The organism is Rhizobium sp. LEGMi-198b (assembly GCF_054114205.1).
Genome location: NZ_JBSYVH010000007.1, coordinates 317,816 through 333,967, shown reverse-complemented (window position 1 = coordinate 333,967; position 16,152 = coordinate 317,816). Strand labels below are relative to the sequence as shown.

The 16,152-nt window shown below is 57.5% G+C and carries 11 protein-coding genes; 3 read left to right on the top strand and 8 right to left on the bottom strand.

The genetic code is table 11. From position 1 onward, the window contains the following. Positions 1 to 79: 79 nt before the first annotated feature. From ACXHXG_RS25195 to ACXHXG_RS25185, 3 genes are read right to left on the bottom strand one after another with little or no spacing between them, the layout of a single operon-like run. A complete protein-coding gene (locus ACXHXG_RS25195; protein WP_457901098.1) occupies positions 80 to 3,139 on the bottom strand; it encodes an efflux RND transporter permease subunit in 3,060 nt (1,019 codons plus the stop codon). Further along, positions 3,136 to 4,221, bottom strand: coding sequence for an efflux RND transporter periplasmic adaptor subunit (locus ACXHXG_RS25190; RefSeq protein ID WP_457901097.1), 1,086 nt, complete (start codon positions 4,219 to 4,221; stop codon positions 3,136 to 3,138). Before ACXHXG_RS25190 ends, ACXHXG_RS25195 begins: the two co-directional genes overlap by 4 nt. After that, a complete protein-coding gene (locus tag ACXHXG_RS25185; protein ID WP_457901096.1) occupies positions 4,218 to 5,294 on the bottom strand; it encodes an efflux RND transporter periplasmic adaptor subunit in 1,077 nt (358 codons plus the stop codon). The genes ACXHXG_RS25190 and ACXHXG_RS25185 overlap by 4 nt, the downstream gene beginning before the upstream one ends. Positions 5,295 to 5,426: 132 nt before the next feature. On the opposite strand from ACXHXG_RS25185, the gene ACXHXG_RS25180 reads away from it, so the two are divergent. Next, the gene (locus tag ACXHXG_RS25180) at positions 5,427 to 6,056 is read left to right on the top strand and encodes a TetR/AcrR family transcriptional regulator (protein WP_104826241.1); all 630 of its coding nucleotides are present in this window, start codon (positions 5,427 to 5,429) and stop codon (positions 6,054 to 6,056) included. A gap of 50 nt (positions 6,057 to 6,106) precedes the next feature. Here the strand turns inward: ACXHXG_RS25180 and ACXHXG_RS25175 are convergent, their stop codons facing one another. Beyond that, complete coding sequence (locus ACXHXG_RS25175; RefSeq protein ID WP_457901095.1) at positions 6,107 to 6,520, bottom strand: RrF2 family transcriptional regulator; 414 nt, start codon at positions 6,518 to 6,520, stop codon at positions 6,107 to 6,109. Positions 6,521 to 6,804: 284 nt separating this feature from the next. On the opposite strand from ACXHXG_RS25175, the gene hmpA reads away from it, so the two are divergent. After that, positions 6,805 to 8,016 (top strand): NO-inducible flavohemoprotein, encoded by a 1,212-nt coding sequence (gene hmpA / locus ACXHXG_RS25170; RefSeq protein WP_457901094.1) that lies wholly within the window; start codon positions 6,805 to 6,807, stop codon positions 8,014 to 8,016. A gap of 68 nt (positions 8,017 to 8,084) precedes the next feature. Here the strand turns inward: hmpA and ACXHXG_RS25165 are convergent, their stop codons facing one another. From ACXHXG_RS25165 to ACXHXG_RS25155, 3 genes are all read right to left on the bottom strand, one after another. After that, on the bottom strand, positions 8,085 to 10,079 hold the full coding sequence (locus ACXHXG_RS25165) for a glycosyltransferase family 2 protein (protein WP_457901093.1): 1,995 nt from the start codon (positions 10,077 to 10,079) through the stop codon (positions 8,085 to 8,087). Then, a complete protein-coding gene (locus ACXHXG_RS25160; RefSeq protein WP_457901092.1) occupies positions 10,061 to 11,293 on the bottom strand; it encodes an HlyD family secretion protein in 1,233 nt (410 codons plus the stop codon). The genes ACXHXG_RS25165 and ACXHXG_RS25160 overlap by 19 nt, the downstream gene beginning before the upstream one ends. A gap of 244 nt (positions 11,294 to 11,537) precedes the next feature. Beyond that, a complete protein-coding gene (locus ACXHXG_RS25155; RefSeq protein WP_457901091.1) occupies positions 11,538 to 13,094 on the bottom strand; it encodes a putative bifunctional diguanylate cyclase/phosphodiesterase in 1,557 nt (518 codons plus the stop codon). Between the two features lie 282 nt (positions 13,095 to 13,376). Here ACXHXG_RS25155 and ACXHXG_RS25150 point away from each other — a divergent pair, with 282 nt between their 5' ends. Further along, positions 13,377 to 13,760, top strand: a complete 384-nt coding sequence (locus ACXHXG_RS25150) for a hypothetical protein (RefSeq protein WP_283053397.1) — start codon at positions 13,377 to 13,379, stop codon at positions 13,758 to 13,760. Between the two features lie 143 nt (positions 13,761 to 13,903). On the opposite strand, the gene ACXHXG_RS25145 is transcribed toward ACXHXG_RS25150, so the two are convergent. Beyond that, a complete protein-coding gene (locus ACXHXG_RS25145; protein WP_457901090.1) occupies positions 13,904 to 15,769 on the bottom strand; it encodes a methyl-accepting chemotaxis protein in 1,866 nt (621 codons plus the stop codon). Positions 15,770 to 16,152: the final 383 nt, after the last annotated feature.

The window sequence follows — 16,152 nt, the reverse complement described above, 5'->3', positions numbered from 1 at the left end:
TGTTATGTCTCCCAGATAAACCGGTCTCGACACAGACCTGCGCCGGCCGAATGGTCCGGCGCAGGTCCAATGCTTCGTATTATGCAGATGCTTTTTCGGCGGCTTCTCTCGGTATCCGGAACCACGTCACGTAAAGGGCGGGCAGGAACAGCAGCGTCAAGACAGTACCGACCACGATGCCGCCCATCATGGCGTAGGCCATCGGTCCCCAGAACACTTCCCGCGAGATGGGGATCAAGGCCAGGGTGGCGGCGGCCGCTGTCAGCATGATCGGCCGCATACGGTGTTCGGTTGCCTCCATCACCGCATGCCAGGCACTCACTCCCGATTTTCTGAGATCCTCGATCTGTACGACGAGAATGACGGAGTTTCGGATCAGGATGCCAATTAGCGCCAGCACGCCCAATATCGCCACGAAGCCGAGCGGCGCATTGCTCATCAGTAGAGCGGCGACCACGCCGATGAGGGCGGTGGGGGCGACCGCAAAGACCAGGAACAGGCGGCTGAAGCTCTGCAACTGGATCATCAGGATTGTCGCCATGACGAAAATCATCATCGGTGCGACAGCGGCGATCGGGCCCTGTGCCTTGGCGCTTTCCTCGACGGCACCGCCGACGACGACCGAGTAACCGACTGGCAGCGTCTTCTTGAATTGCTCGACCTTCTCGTCGAGTTGCTGGACGACGGTCGCCGGCTGGATGTCGCCGGTCACGCCAGCCTTGATCGTGATCGTCGGGATACGCGCGCGGCGCCAGATGGTCGGCTGCTCCAACTCGTAGCGGAAGGTCGCAACGGCCGACAGAGGAACTGCCTTGCCGTTCGAGGCCGGCAATTGCAGGTTCTGGAGCGTTTCGATGGAGCCGCGTTCTGCCGTCTGGGCTCGTCCGATCACATCGATCAGGTAGATGTCATCGCGGATTTGGGTGCTGCTCGATCCTTCGACGATGCCGTTGAGTGCAGTGGCGATGTCTTCGGAGGAGACGCCGAGTTGGCGTGCCTTGTCTTGCAGGACGTCAACCTTGACGACGCGAGCCGGCTCGTTCCAATCGAAGTTGATGCCGTTGAGCGACGGGTTGTCACCCATGATGCCCGCAAAGTCCTGCGCTATGCTGCGGACCTTTTGGATGTCTGGGCCGCTGATCCTGTATTGAACAGGCTTGCCGACCGGCGGACCGATATCCAGCAGCTTTACGAAAGCGTCCGTTCCGGGGAAGGTCTTCTTGAGATAGTCTTGAAGCTCGTCCCGCACCTTGTCGCGCACATCCATTCCCTTCGTGACGATAACTGTCTGACCGAAGGTCACGTCGGGCGTCTGCACGTCGAAGGAGAGGATGAAGCGGGGCGCACCCTGGCCGATATAGCTGGACCAGTGATCAACGCTCGGATTGTTTGCGAGCATCTCCCGTTCGAACTGAGCCATCTGCCGGTTCGTTTCGGTGATCGAGCTGTTGTGCGGCAGGTTCCAGTCGACGATCAGTTCCGGACGGTCCGAAGACGGGAAGAACTGCTGCTGAACATAGCCCATGCCGAAGAGGGAAGACCCAAAGGCAACGATGGTGAGAGCGATGGTCGCCCAGCGGAACCGCATCGCGACCCCGAGAACGCGCGAGAACAGCGAACCGAACCAGCCCTTCTTCTCGTGATGTTTCTTCATGCTTTTCGGCAGGATCGTCACCCCGAGCAACGGGGTGAAAAGAACCGCGACGATCCAGGAGACGAGCAGCGATACGGCAATAACCACGAAGAGGGTGAAGGTGAATTCGCCGGCGGCACTGTCGTTGAGGCCGATCGGAATGAAGCCCGCGACGGTGACGAGCGTGCCGGTCAGCATGGGGAAGGCGGTCGAGGTGTAAACATAGGTCGCCGCCTTGCGCAGATCGTCGCCGACCTCCAGGCGCGCCACCATCATTTCGACGGCAATCATGGCGTCGTCGACCAATAGGCCGAGTGCGATAATCAGGGCGCCGAGCGAGATGCGCTGCAGCGAGATGCCCGAATAGCTCATCACCACGAATGTAATGGCAAGGACGAGCGGAATGGAGATTGCAACGACCAGGCCTGCTCTCAGGCCGAGGCTGATGAAGCTGATCGCAAGCACGATAGCGATCGCTTCGAAAAGAGCGCGCGTGAAGCCGGAAACAGCCTCGTCGACCACGGCCGGCTGATCGGAAACCTGATGAACATCGACACCCACCGGCAGAACGCCGACGATCTCGTCGACCTTCTTTTCCAGAGCCTTTCCGAACTCCAGCAGATTGGCGCCCTGCTTCATGCCGATCGCGACGCCAATGGCCGGCTGGCCATTGAAGCGGAAAAGCGCTGATGGAGGATCGACATAGCCGCGCTTGATCGTCGCGACGTCGGTCAGCGGAAAGAAGCGGTCGTTGACCCTCAGATTGATCGACCGCAGGCTATCCTCCGATCTGAACTGGCCGCCTACTCGAAGCGCGATGCGCTCGGGCCCGGCTTCCACGAAGCCGGATTGCGTGACGGCGTTTTGTGCCTGCAGCGTGGAGATGATGGACTGGCGATCGATGCCGAGTGCTGCGATCTTGCGGGTGGAGAATTCGAGATAAACCGCTTCGTCCTGCGCGCCGATGATATCGACCTTGCCGACGTTCGGAACCGTGAGAATTCTGGCGCGCGCATCCTCCACGAGATCGCGAAGCTGTCTCTGGGTGAGACCGTCGCTGGTAAAGGCAAAGATGTTTCCGTAGACGTCGCCGAAGCGGTCGTTGAAGAACGGACCCACCACGCCCGACGGGAAATCGCCCTTGATGTCTGCGATCATGTTACGGACGCGAACCCAGGTGCTTTCCACATTCTTGGCTTTTGTCGTCGGAAGCAGATTGACAAAAATGGTCGTCTGCCCGGCAACGGTTTGGCTGCGGGTATAGTCAAGGGACTCGAGTTCTTCGAGCTTCTTCTCGATACGGTCGGTCACCTGCTTGGTGACTTCCTCAGCGGAGGCACCCGGCCATTGCGCCTGGATGACCATGGTCTTGATGGTGAAGGACGGGTCTTCTTCGCGGCCGAGTCCCATATAGGAAAACACGCCGGCGAGAATGAAGACGATCATGAAATACCAGACCATCGAACGGTGTTCGAGCGCCCAGTCGGAGAGATTGAAGGTCTTCAAAGTTGATTCTCCTGCGTGAGTTTGACCCTCTGGCCTTCGGTCAGGTGATGGACGCCGGCTATCGCGACGCGATCGCCTATATTGAGGCCGCCGACGATCCGCACCCTGTCCGGATCGCTGAAGGCGTTATCCAGAGTTACCGGCTTGCGGAATACCGTCGCTTTCTCGGGATCGATCACCCAGACGCCCGGCTGGCCGTCTTTGTCCAAAATGGCGGTTGATGGGAGAGACGTGGTCGGTGCACTGTCGACGACAGCACTTGCCGTGATGATCGAGCCCAGGCGAAAAGCGTCCGGCGGATTGGTAAGCGTTATCTTTGTTCGTCTGGTCCGTGTGGTCGCCTCCGCTTCCGGCGCGATTTCACGCACGATGCCCGTGACCCTTATGGTTGGATCAAGCTGCAGGGCGATCTCGAACGGCGAACCCGGCTTCAGACCGTCAAGGCTTGCTTCCGGAATGTCGATGACAGCTTCGCGAACATCCGGGCGCGCGATGGTCGCTACGGTCTGCCCCGCCGAGACGACCTGGCCGACTTCCGCCGACGTCGCGGTGACGACGCCATCGAACTCCGCTTTCAATTGAGCGTAGCCTAGCTGTTCTTCTGCCTTCGCCAGATTGGCTTGCGCCTTGGCGACGGAGGCAATGGCCGATTTTTGCGCCTGCTCGGCGCTTTCGAGGGCGGCTTCACTGCCAGATCGGGATTCGGCAAGCGCGCGCTGGCGCTCTTCCGACGCCGACGCGTTGGTCAATTGCGCCTGGCTGTTTGAAAGATCGGCGCGGCTGCTTCGGACTGCAAGTTCGAGAGAAAGGGGATCGATGGCGGCGACCACCTGTCCCTTTGTAACGAGGTCGCCGACATTGACGTCGCGCGCTACGACCCGGCCCAGGACACGAAAGCCCAGTTGGGTTTCGATTCTGGGTTCGATCGTGCCGGGCAGGTGCAGGCTGACCACCGGCTCTGGTTTGATAACGGTCGACAAAACCGGCCGCACCTTCTCTTCGGTGTCTGCGGACTTCACCTCGCAGGACGTCAGCATCGATGTGGCCAGCAGCAGCGATGCTGCAATTAAAGAGTTTCTCATTTCGCGGCCTCTTGGGAATGGTCGACATGCTGACCGGGGCGCAGGAATTTGCCGCCTTCGGCAACCACGATTTCATGTGGCTTGAGGCCGGCGCTGACCGCGAACTGTCCGGTGTCATATTCTGCGACTTGAACTTTGCGTAAGGAGACTTCGCTCGTGGCGGGGTCGACGACCCATACCGCCGGCTGTCCACCCGCCGACGCCATGGCGCCCCACGGAAGGACGATTGCCTCTGCCGAGGGCATGCTGAATGTCCCGGTGACAGCCGCTCCGAGCGGCATGCTGGCGCCATCTTCCAGCCCGACCTTGACCTTTATCGTGCCGGTTGCGGCATCGATCGTCGGCGATATTTCCCGCACTGCGGCGGATACCCGCTTGGAAGCATTGGAGATCAGAGCGACCTCAACCTGCTTGTCGGGCTGGTCCTTGAGAAACAGGGACTCAAAGACATTGAAGACGGCATCGCGCGGACCATCATGGGCGAGCGTGAATACCGACTGCACAGCCTGGGCCACTTGGCCGACCTCGGCATTGCGCTCTGTGATGACCCCGTCCGCGTCGGCGCGAAGTTCCGTGTAGGAAAGGGCATCCTTAGCGGTTTCAAGCTGGGCCTTGGCGACCTCCTCGGTCCCCTGAGCCGTCAGAAGCGTCTCACGGGCGGAGTCGTAGGCGGCACGGGTCGTGACTTGGTTTTTGAAGAGGCTTTCCTGGCGCGCGGCCGCCAATTGTGCTTGCGTGAGCTGTGCTTCGGCTGCCTGAAGGCTTGCCGTCGCCACGTCGACGTCTGCCCGCTGCTCTTCGGGATCTATCTTTGCTAGCAGATCGCCCGCTTTGACCTTCGCTCCGACATCGACGTTTCGCTCGATGATCCTTCCGCTGACGCGGAACGAAAGCTCCGATTCAATCCGGGCCTTTACTTCGCCGGTAACGGTCGTCCTTGCCGTCGGTTTGCTGAGCATTGCCTCAACGGTTCTGACACTCTGCGGCGCTTGTGTCGCGTGCTTTTCGTTCTGATCGCACGAGGACAGCGCAAGCGTCAGCGCGAGCCCCATAATGATTGCTGACTTATCCATTTCATCCCCTCGATGGCGGAATTCATGATGATGTTTCCGCCAAATAATATTGACTGACTGATTAGTCAATGAAATAAATGATGACTGTGAAGCTGATTGTGTCGGAATATCCCGAGACAAGGAGGACGTGAGATGTCGGTAGCAAAACAAGCGGGGCTGCGGGCGCAGCGCAAAGCGCAACGGCCCGGGGAAATCCTCGATGCGGCCTTCGAGGAATTCGTCGAGCGCGGCTATGTGGCGACACGCGTCGAGGACATCGCCAGTCGCGTTGGCGTGACGAAGGGGACGATTTATTTCTATTTCGAGACGAAGGAACGGCTGTTCGAGGAGGTGATCCGTCGCATCTCCGTTTCATTCGTCGATGTCAGTGCCAAAGCAAAGACGCTGAGCGGGCCTTACTCGCAAAGGATCAGGACCTTCCTCCGCCTGGTTTATGATCGTCTCGTGACGGATCGGAATACGAGGGAACTCATGCGCTTTGTCATCGCGGAGGGGTCACGGTTTCCCCAGGTCGTGGATCGCCATCATGAGGAATTCATCGTCCCGCTTATGGACGCGACGCAGAAGCTCTTTGAAGAGGGGGTTGCTGCCGGTGAACTGCGAGATGCGCCGGCGATCAAGATTCCGGATACGGTGATAGGAGCCGCCGTGATGTTATGCGTCTCGCAGATGATCTTCGCAGATCGCAAACCGCAGGACGTCGAGGCGTTTTTCGAAGCGCATGTCGATCTCATTCTTCGTGGATTGATAACGAAGAACTGAGTTGGCGGGCCATCCATGGCATCGCCGCCGATGCTTGCGGAAGCTTGTTTTCAAGACGCTTTCAGCAGATGGGTGAAATCGCCCTTGCGTGCAAGGACATCAGCCAGGGAATAGCGATCGAGGGTTGTCAGAAAAGATTGCAATGCCTCGTCCAACACGCTGGTCAGACCGCAGGCGGGCGCGATGATGCACGAGCCGCAGCCGACCAGATCAAAGTCGTCTTCCGTGTGGCGGATCAGTGCGCCGACATTGATTTCGGCGGGCGCCTTCGCAAGACGTATGCCGCCATGACGCCCGCGCACGCTCTCAAGATAGCCGGCATTCACCAGATCGTTGACGACTTTCATCAGGTGGTTCTGCGAGATGGCGTAGGCCCGGGCGATATCGGCGATCGAGGATAACCTCTCCGGTTCCCTGCCAAGATAAAGCATCACGCGCATGGCGTAGTCAGTGTAGCGCGTCATTCGCATCTGCATATCTCCAAATGATGTATTCTTGTTGCATGTTTTCCTGCCAAGGTATAGATGCATTCTGGATGCATGATTGGAGTTGGGCAATGGCGGGGTTAACGCTTGATGGCTGGGGGCAAAGTCACCTCATTGACGCGTTTTACGCCCGTGTCCCCGGTCGACACGAGGTTTGGCCCGATCTTCAAGGAAATGTCGCCGATCGATGCTCAGCCGCCGATGGCGGCCGATCGCACGTCTTCAGCTTCCCCCGAAATTATTCGATTCATTAGGAGATATCGATGAAACAACCCCTCAGCACGCAGACCATTGCGCTGGTCAAGGCCACCGTTCCTGCGCTCGAAGCCCACGGTCTCGAGATCGTGCGGGAGATGTACGCACGCATGTTCCAGAACCCGGAAATTCGGGATCTGTTCAACCAGTCGCATCACGGTGATGCCGGGTCGCAGCCGCGCGCCCTGACCGGAGCAATCCTCGCCTATGCCAGCAATATCGACAATCTGGGCGCGCTTGCGCCTGCCGTCGAGAGGATCGCGCAGAAGCATGTCGGGCTTCAAATTCTTCCCCAACATTACCCCTATGTCGCGGACGCCCTGCTCGGCGCCATCAAGGCCGTCCTGGGCGATGCCGCGACCGATGATATCCTCGCCGCATGGGGAGAAGCCTACTGGTTCCTTGCTCATATTCTGATTGCGCGTGAGGAGCGCATCTACACGGAACAGAAGGAAATTGCCGGCGGCTGGAACGGCTGGCGGGAGTTCCGTGTCGAGAAGGTGCTCCGCGAAAGCAGCGTCATCAAGTCGTTCATCCTGCGGCCGGTCAACGGCGGCAGCGTCATGAACCACAAGCCCGGGCAATACCTGACGTTTTGGTTTGAAATCCCCGGCCATCCTCCGGTCAAACGTAATTATTCGATTTCGGCGGCACCGAATGGCGAAACCTATCGCATCTCGGTGAAGCGTGAGCCTCTTGGTCTCGCGTCGGGATGGCTCCATGACGAGGTCGTGGCGGGAACGATCCTTAGGGTTGCCGCGCCCGCGGGCGAATTCTTCCTCGCCGATCATCCCGAACGCCCGGTGGTGCTGCTTTCGGGCGGCGTGGGTCTTACGCCGATGGTGGCAATGCTGGAGGCGTTGGTCGCCCGCGGCAACCAGGTGCCGGTCCACTATATCCACGGCACGCATGATCGCGAGACGCATGCGATGCGCGACCATGTCCGCGCGCTTGCAGCAACGGCCAAAGCGGTACGCGTCACCGATTTCCACCAGACGCCGCTTGCCGATGAAGCCGACGGCCGGGATTATGATGTGGCAGGCATTATTACCGACGACTGGCTGATCTCGAATACGCCCGTCGCCGAGGCGGACTATTATATCTGCGGGCCTCGCCTTTTCTTGCGCGCAGCGGTTACGGCGCTATCGCTTGCAGGTGTGCCGTCGAGCCGCATTCACTATGAGTTCTTCGGTCCGGCCGACGAGCTGCTCGCGGCTTGAGGGAATTGTTCAGGTAGAAGCCGTTCTGCGAAGGGAGCCGGTGGCTCCCTTCGCGTTCGAATTTTTGGCTACAACGTGCGCGTTCGCCCGAAGGAACGAAGCAGAAGATTGACGGAGACGGCGACCTTGTCGATGTCGCGGATGTCCTGTGAATATTGACCGGTGTAGAGCTTCACGATCATTTTGTCGCGATCGGATTCGCTGAGTTCGAAATGCAGATGAAGATAGTAAGCTTGCCGATCGCCGCCGCGGGCTATGCTTCTTCGCCGCTGAGTGACCTGTTTGAGTTCCGATCTGAATGGCGCAAAGCCATCAAACTTCAGCATGACGGATCGAGACTGAAACTGGGTTTCAACCGGCACTGCGACGACAGCCTTGTCCAGCGCGAGGCTGACGACCTGGCCAGGAATACCGTCAACCGTAGCAGCCTCTTCAAGTTTGAACGCGTGAAACAATCGCCGGGGTTTTTCAAAGCAGATGAGAGAGGCGATGATCATAACGATAATATTGATACCCGCCCACAAGGCTGCGATCGGCGAAAACTGTCCTTGAACATTGGTCGTCTCCGGCACGATGTTGATCAGCAGACCGGCGGCGGTGATCGCGACCAGGCTGGCGATACAGATAAAAGTGTATCTATCGAACTGGTTTTCCTCATTGCCGCTTCCTTTCGGCGTTACCCTGAACGGCTTGCCGAACGGGCGGATCACGCTGGAAACAACAGTCGGCAGCATTCGGAACGTTGCAAATGTACCGACCGCACTTGAAATTATAGGCAGGTAGCGCGTCGGCGTTATCCATAGCATGAGCAGGAAATAGGCCGTCAGCAGCGGTATCTGATAGGAAACGTAGTCGGCAATATCGGTGAAATAAAGCGGCAGCAGCCCGAACCAGAGATAGACGATCGGGACGATCAATATCATGAAGCGGACCAGATATTGCACCAGCCACGACGCCGGCAGGAACATGATCCGTTGAAAGAGCGACAATCCCGGGCCGCGCAGCGGACCGTTATGCAGATACAGCGTCTGAATGCCGCCCTGACACCACCGCTCGCGCTGTACGAAATAGCCGGTTAGATTCTCGGCCGCCAGACCCATCGACAGACGCTCGTTCAAGTAGCGTGTCTTGTAGCCAACGTTGAGCATGGACAGCGTGGTCAGCAAATCCTCCGTAATGGACTCCGTTGGAAAGCCACCAATTGCATCAATCGCTTTGCGGCGGGCGATTGAACACGAGCCGCAGCAAAAACTGACATCCCACACGTCTCTGCTGGGAGCGATCTCGTCGAAAAACAGGCGCTGCTCATCCGGCCAGATATTCTCCAGCCCGAGGTTCGACTGCACCGGATCGGCATTGAAAAAATGTTGCGGCGTTTGAACGATGCCGATGCTTTCATCGGAAAAGAAAGGCAGCGTCCGACGTAGAAAATGCCGGTAGGGCACGAAATCCGCGTCGAAAACCGCGACGAAATCGCCCGAACTGACCTTCAGCCCGTTGTTCATATTGCCCGCTTTGGCGTGCGAATTGTCGCCCCGCGTGACGTGAATTGCGTTCTTTTCCTCGCAAAACCTCTTGAGCCAGTCTCGGCGCTGGTCGTCGAGCACATACACCTTCAGCTTGTCGGCGGGGTAATCGAGCGACAACGCTCCGACGATGGTTCTTTCCAGCACGTCGAGCGGTTCGTTATAGGTGGGAATGAAGACATCTACGGTCGGCAGCTCTCGCTGGTCACGGGCAAAGAAGGCACGCGCCAGCTTGTCTGCTTCGGCACTCCGATCGACATAACGGCTCATCAGCACGAGAAAAAGTACAACCTCGGTAAAGGCCAACATCTCCACGAGGAAGACAAACCATACCCAATAGAAATTGAGGCCGTCATAGGGGTAGGGAAGAACGGTTTCCGTCAGCCGCCAAAGGATGTAGCGCAATGCGATGGCTGCAACGAGCGCGCAGGTAACTGCCCGCGTCCAGGTATGGTGACGCGACCAATTGAATGGCCCTAAGAGAAAGAGGGCCAGAACCAGAAAGGTCGGAGCCAGCGCTAGAAGATACTGAACCACAGGTTTTTAACCCAATTCGTCAAGCCAATCCCGTGTTTGGGAAACCGTACCTGCACCGTTCGCCCGACCTGACAGAAATTCGCGAAGTCGTCGTTCATAAAGGACGGCTCGAGGCGAACCCGAATGCGGGCATTACGCTGTGACGATGCTGGCAGACTGGCCGCAAAGGAATCGCTCTCGACAGCCGCCGAACTGCCCTTTACGGAAACGACCGTGCCATCGAAGACATCGGTGCGGCCGAACAGTCGCACCTGCGCGGTAAGTCCAGGATAAATCTCGTCATAGTCGACCTCGGGAACAAGGATATCGACAAATAGCTCTCGGCAGTCGAGCAGGCGCATCAATTCGTTGTTGAGCACGACATTGGAGCCGTTGACGATGGTCCTGCTCCAAATCACACCATCGAATGGTGCTGTTGCGGTTGCGGATTCAAGGTTGCCCACGCGGTTGCGTTCTTCGATCAACTGCTTTTCGACCTCGGCGGCGCGTGTCTCGTTTTCAGCTATGCGTGAGTCCAAGTCACCGATGCGAACGATGACGTCGTCCTGGCGTTGTCGCGAATAGGGCACATCATTCTGCCCGTCGCCGAACACGAAGATGCCTTGGCGAATGGCATCGAGCCTCTGCTCCAACTGATCGACGGTCAAATTGCTGATTTCGACCTCGCCGCCGGTCGCAGCTCCGGCGGCACGCGCGGCATCGACCATCCTCTGCGTGAGAATACCTTTTGATTCCAGGTCCATCCGGCGGTTTAGGTCGACCTGCGCGGCAAGGTCCTGAGCCTGGGAGACCTCGACTTTCTTTCTCAGAATCTCCACTTCCCGTTCCAGATTGGAAATTGTGGCCTGCTTGAAAATTTCCAACCGTTTGGATAGCTGCTCGCGAAGCCCGGAAAGCTCGTCCCGCTCCTTCTTCAGCGCCACTACACGATCGCGCGCAGTGTTGCGGTCTGCTTCCAGCGAAGCAAGGATTGCACGATTGACGCGTGGGTTTTTGATATCTGCAAGTGTCTGACCCTCTTTGACAGGGGTACCAACCTTAGCAGGCTCTCCTTCAATCACACCGTCAATAGGGGAATTGACGACAGCGAAGCGGGCATTGACCGTGCCGTCACGGCTCGTAAAGCCGGTGATTGCCGGTAGCGAAACGATAACAGCGATCGCCAGCAGCAGCAGTCCGACACTGATACGTGTAATGCGATGATTTAAGATCATGTTGCCAAACGAAGAAACCGCGTTGAGAGCCCTGCGCGTCGCCGAATCATTTTCAGCAACAATTACAACTAAATCTTGCGTAATTTAGCGTAACGAAAATTAGCAGGCAAGTGACGGTCGCAAAATATGGATAACGAAAAGCGGGCGCGGCGCGCGTGCATCAGTTGCACGTTGACGCGTCCTTTATTGCAAGGAAGCCGGCTACGATCGGACATTTTGGTGGAAGATGTAGTATAGAAGCAGCCTAAGCCGTTTTGAGGATCTCCGCGCGATCCCTCAGATATGACATCGTGTCGGAAAACGGCATGGCTTTGCCGAAGAGGTAGCCCTGTCCGATATCGCATCCCGCACGTAAGAAATATGCCAGTTGGGTATTGTCCTCGATGCCCTCGACGGTCGTCTTCACATCCAAGCCTTGGCTCATCATGAGCAGCGCTTGGACAATTTTCTCATGGCGGTCGTCGTGCTCGCGGGCGGATCTGACGAAGCTTTTGTCGATTTTGATCTTGTCGAACTGGTATCGTGCGAGCTGCGCCAAGCTGGAATAGCCGGTGCCGAAATCGTCCAGTGCGATTTGTATGCCCGCGTTGTGAAGATCCCCAATAATTGCGGCAGCGAGATCCGGATCGCGGATCAACGCATTCTCGGTGATCTCGACTTCCAGCCGGGACGGCGGCAAGCCTGCGTCATCAAGAATTTCCAGAATTCGAGACACAAGAAGCCGGTCATCCATTTGAACAGCCGAGACGTTGAACGAAAGCGATACGTCCTCCGGCCATGATCTGGCGTTCTCGCACGCTGTCTTGAGGAGCTGCAGAAAAAGCGGCGTCATCAAGCCGGTTTCTTCCGCTATGGGAATGAACAATTGTGGCGAAACGCCTGTGCCGTCGTCCAGCGTCCACCGGGCAAGCGCCTCGAAACCGCACACCTTTCCAGACCGCAGATCAATGAGGGGCTGATAAAATGGCTCGATGCGACCTTCTGTGATCGCCGTTCGAAGTTCGCCCTCAAGCTTTGCACGTGCGGTGACTTTAAGCTGCATTTCCTCGGAGAATCGCAGCGCGATGTTGGCGCCTGCGCTCTTGGCTTCGTAGAGTGCGATATCAGAACGATGGCAAACATCCTGCAGTTCATGGCCATGCTCCGGCCAGCGAGCGTAACCAACGCTCGCTCCGACCTGGCAGGATATCGGCCCGATGTGGATGGGCCGGCTGAGCGCATGGATCAGCAGATTTGCGAACTTTTCGTCTTTCTCTGGGACCAGTCCCCTGGCTATGACGATGAATTCATCGCCTCCGAGACGAAAAACGCATGATTCCTCGGCAAATGCCGATAGTCTTTTTGCGACTTCCTGCAGAAGCCTGTCGCCTCCCTGATGGCCGACCAGATCATTGACCTTCTTGAAGCTGTCCAGGTCAACGGAAAAAATCGTCGCCGTCGGCACCAAATTGTCGTCATCTTCGGTCGCGGGTTTCACGATCTCGAATTTCTCGAAAGCATATCTGTTCGGAAGGCGCGTGAGGTGATCGTGGGTGGCAATCCAGTGTGCCCGCTTTCCCTGTTCTTCCTGACGCAGCATCTCTTTGCGCAGATCGAGGATTCGCAGAAGCGAATAGATAAAGCTCGCGGCGCCGGGGATGATGAATGTCAGGAACAGGACAGCGATCGTGCCGTCGCCAAGGGGTCTCAACCAACCAAAAAATGTTCCATGCCAAAGCAAGCCAATGATCCACAACAGGGATGAACCAGAGGCGAGGACAGCAAGTTGCTTTCCCGCTTTGCTTTCGAAAAATTCACGCATCCTCTTCCCCGCAAGCTATCCGGCATTATGAAAGATGATGTTACATTAGCGTGCAATCATGAGCGCCGGTGTCGCTGTGATTGTGCTACTCTGTGCCCAGCGGATTAAATTTTTCCAAATCTTGTCTAGATTTCTTCGAAACTCGGGTCCGAGGGAGTTTCATCACTATTTGCTACCGCTTGCCTAAATTATTGACGATCGACGCTGTCGCGAATGGGAACAATACCAGTCGGAGGGGATTCAAATCTGAGTAAGTCAAGAACTGCGATGGAGGATGAACCAATGACAATCGTGGAGGAATATCGGGCGTTGAAGCGGCAGCCGCGCAATTCTGCAGAGGGGCTGGAAACATTTCGCGGAAAGAAGCCGGTCGTCGTCATTGTCAGTGATCTGGCACGAGAGGCAGGTCGCGAACAAGAGCAGCTCATTCTAAGGGATCGCCGACGTCTTGAAGAGGCCAATCTGGCGGTGGTGCGCGTGCATGACGGCAAGGTGACGCCTCTATTCGGTGCTGGGAGTGGATTGCGGCCCAAGATAGTTCGTGCGCAACTCGACGCCAATTCGGTGGTCGATTTTTGCGTCGCGCTGGTCAGCAAGGAGGGTGAGGTGCTGTTTCGGTCCGCAAAGCCGACCGACAGCGATTTGCTCTTCGCTTTCCTAGAATAGTTTTCTCGGCGTTCCAACCGCTGCGGGTGGCAGGCCGGTAAGCGGCGACCGCCGTTCCGGCGAGCGCCGCGGGGCTGATGGAACTCCTCCCAGGATACACTGGTGTTTGCCATGGCTCTCCGCCTTTCGAGAGCATCTGCCAGCTATGCAGTCATTCTACGCGCCGGCGCCAGAGGCTCGTGACGCTGCTGTGCTTTCGGGGCAGGGGTCGCGGCCGTTTGGCTGGCTGCGCCGATCCGGAAGCGGCCGAGAAGATTGAAGAGAGCTTCAGCTTCGTTCGCAAGGCTATGGCTGGCAGCGTTCGATTCCACGACCATGGACGTATTCTGCTGCGTGCCTTGATCTATGGTGTTGACCGCCTGGTTGATTTCCTTGAGGCCGGTTGCCTGTTCTCGCGACGCGTCGACGATTGCCGCCACGTTGACATTTATGGCCTCCACCTGTTGGCCGATCAGATCGAGCGCCTGGCCGGTTTCCCCCACAAGTGTCACGCCGTTTTTCACCTGCTCGCCGGAGGTGTTGATCAAGGTCTTGATCTCCTTGGCGGCGCCGGCCGAGCGTTGCGCAAGCTCGCGGACTTCCTGAGCAACGACGGCAAAACCCTTGCCGGCTTCTCCGGCGCGCGCAGCTTCGACACCCGCATTCAGTGCCAGAAGGTTCGTCTGGAAAGCAATATCGTCGATGACACCGATAATGTTCGAAATCTCGTTCGAGGATGCCTCGATCTCACCCATCGCAGTGATTGCCCGGCGAACGATATCACCCGATTTTTCCGCATTTTCCCGAGCCGTGACGACCAGCCGGCCGGCCTCGTCGGCGCGGCGGCTGGAATCCGTGACGGTCGTGGTGATCTGCTCGAGGGCTGCCGCGGTCTCCTCGACCGAGGCAGCTTGCTGTTCCGTTCGTTTGGATAGATCGCCGGTTGCCGACCGGACACGATTGGAACCGGTTGCGATCGCCTGTGCGTTCTGGCCGACCTTGCGCAAGGCATCCTCAAGCTGCTCCACCGCAGCGTTGAAGTCTCGGCGCACAAGGTCGAGCGGCGGCGCGAAGGCAACGTCTATCCGGTGTGTGAGATTGCCGCTGGCGAGCTGGCCCAACCCGCTGGCGATCGCATCGACCGCGAGCTTGATATCTGCCGCCTCCCGCGCACGGACATGTTCCTGCTGCGCGCGTCCCTGTTCGGAAAGCGTGCGATTGACCTCTGCCTCAGCCTCGAGCCGCTGATGTTCTTGAGCCTTCGCCTTGAACACGGCAACGGACTTCGCCATCGCGCCGATTTCATCGGAGCGTTCGGAATGGGGCACTTCCTTGGTGTAGTCGCCACCGGCAAGCACACCCATATAGGCCCTCATGCTTTCCAGTGGCACGATGGCCCGGCGCCGCAATAGCAATGTTCCGGCAAGCAGCAACAATATGGATCCGCCAGCAGCGGAGAGCGAGAAGATTGTCCAACGATTTATCTCTTCTCGGGCGCCCTTCTCCTGGCCCGACAGAAACTCGTTCGAGCTGGTCACCAGTTCCTCGACGGCATCCTGATGCAGGTGAAACGTGCCTTTGAGATGAACGAGCAGATCCTTGACCTTTGCCGTATCCTTAGCCGCCAAAGCAGGGAGAATCTCCCGGTCCATTTCCTGCCAGAAGACATCGGATTTGGTCAGCACCGTATTGGCCAGCTGATCCTTCAGATTCTGTGGCAAGCTGGAGGTTTGCCAGTAAGCGCGGCGCTCATTGTAGTCGAGGTGGAGTTTGGCGATTTTGGCCGCATTCGCCTCGGCGACCTCCGGAAAATCACTGGCTTCCAAAGCCAGCATGTAGGATTCCACCACGAAAAGCGGCGGGGGCAGAATATCGGCAACGAGATCTTTTCCGTTGACGACCTGCTCATAGATCGGTCCGTTCACTTTGAGCCGGTTCAAGGCGACCTGCTGCAGCCCTGTCGAGCCGGCAAGCCCTATGGTCATCACGACACCGAAAGCAATAAGGCTTTTTGCAATACTAATGTTCATAATGTTCGCCCTAATAAAAATAAAATTTGTATTCGAGTAACTTGCTTAAATTCTGTTTAATAATGGTTTAATTTTCCGGAAATATTCGTCAAATGGATAGGTTCAGCGTCTTTTGTTGTGTCTTTGACAAAGACTTGAACTGTCGGCTGACCGGTCCAGCGGCTTGTTTTGTGCCTCTCGCTGGATTCATCGGCGGCTTCTCCGATCCGAACGGCGCACGAATCTATATTCATTTCCCCGTCGCACGACACGCACTGCGCATTTGCGCCCATGCGCAGGCCAGCCAGCATCTCCTTGAGAGCTGCTGGCCGATCTCAGGTTCGGATTGTCGCCGTCCCAGGCCTAAAGTCCGCAGGGCGTTCGCGGAAAGCAAAGCGCGTTTC

Coding starts and splice junctions, on each gene's coding strand:
- ACXHXG_RS25190 (WP_457901097.1), bottom strand. CDS start 4,221: ATGAGAAACTCTTTAATTGCAGCATCGCTGCTGCTGGCCACATCGATG.
- ACXHXG_RS25185 (WP_457901096.1), bottom strand. CDS start 5,294: ATGGATAAGTCAGCAATCATTATGGGGCTCGCGCTGACGCTTGCGCTG.
- ACXHXG_RS25180 (WP_104826241.1), top strand. CDS start 5,427: ATGTCGGTAGCAAAACAAGCGGGGCTGCGGGCGCAGCGCAAAGCGCAA.
- ACXHXG_RS25175 (WP_457901095.1), bottom strand. CDS start 6,520: ATGACGCGCTACACTGACTACGCCATGCGCGTGATGCTTTATCTTGGC.
- hmpA (WP_457901094.1), top strand. CDS start 6,805: ATGAAACAACCCCTCAGCACGCAGACCATTGCGCTGGTCAAGGCCACC.
- ACXHXG_RS25160 (WP_457901092.1), bottom strand. CDS start 11,293: ATGATCTTAAATCATCGCATTACACGTATCAGTGTCGGACTGCTGCTG.
- ACXHXG_RS25155 (WP_457901091.1), bottom strand. CDS start 13,094: ATGCGTGAATTTTTCGAAAGCAAAGCGGGAAAGCAACTTGCTGTCCTC.
- ACXHXG_RS25150 (WP_283053397.1), top strand. CDS start 13,377: ATGACAATCGTGGAGGAATATCGGGCGTTGAAGCGGCAGCCGCGCAAT.
- ACXHXG_RS25145 (WP_457901090.1), bottom strand. CDS start 15,769: ATGAACATTAGTATTGCAAAAAGCCTTATTGCTTTCGGTGTCGTGATG.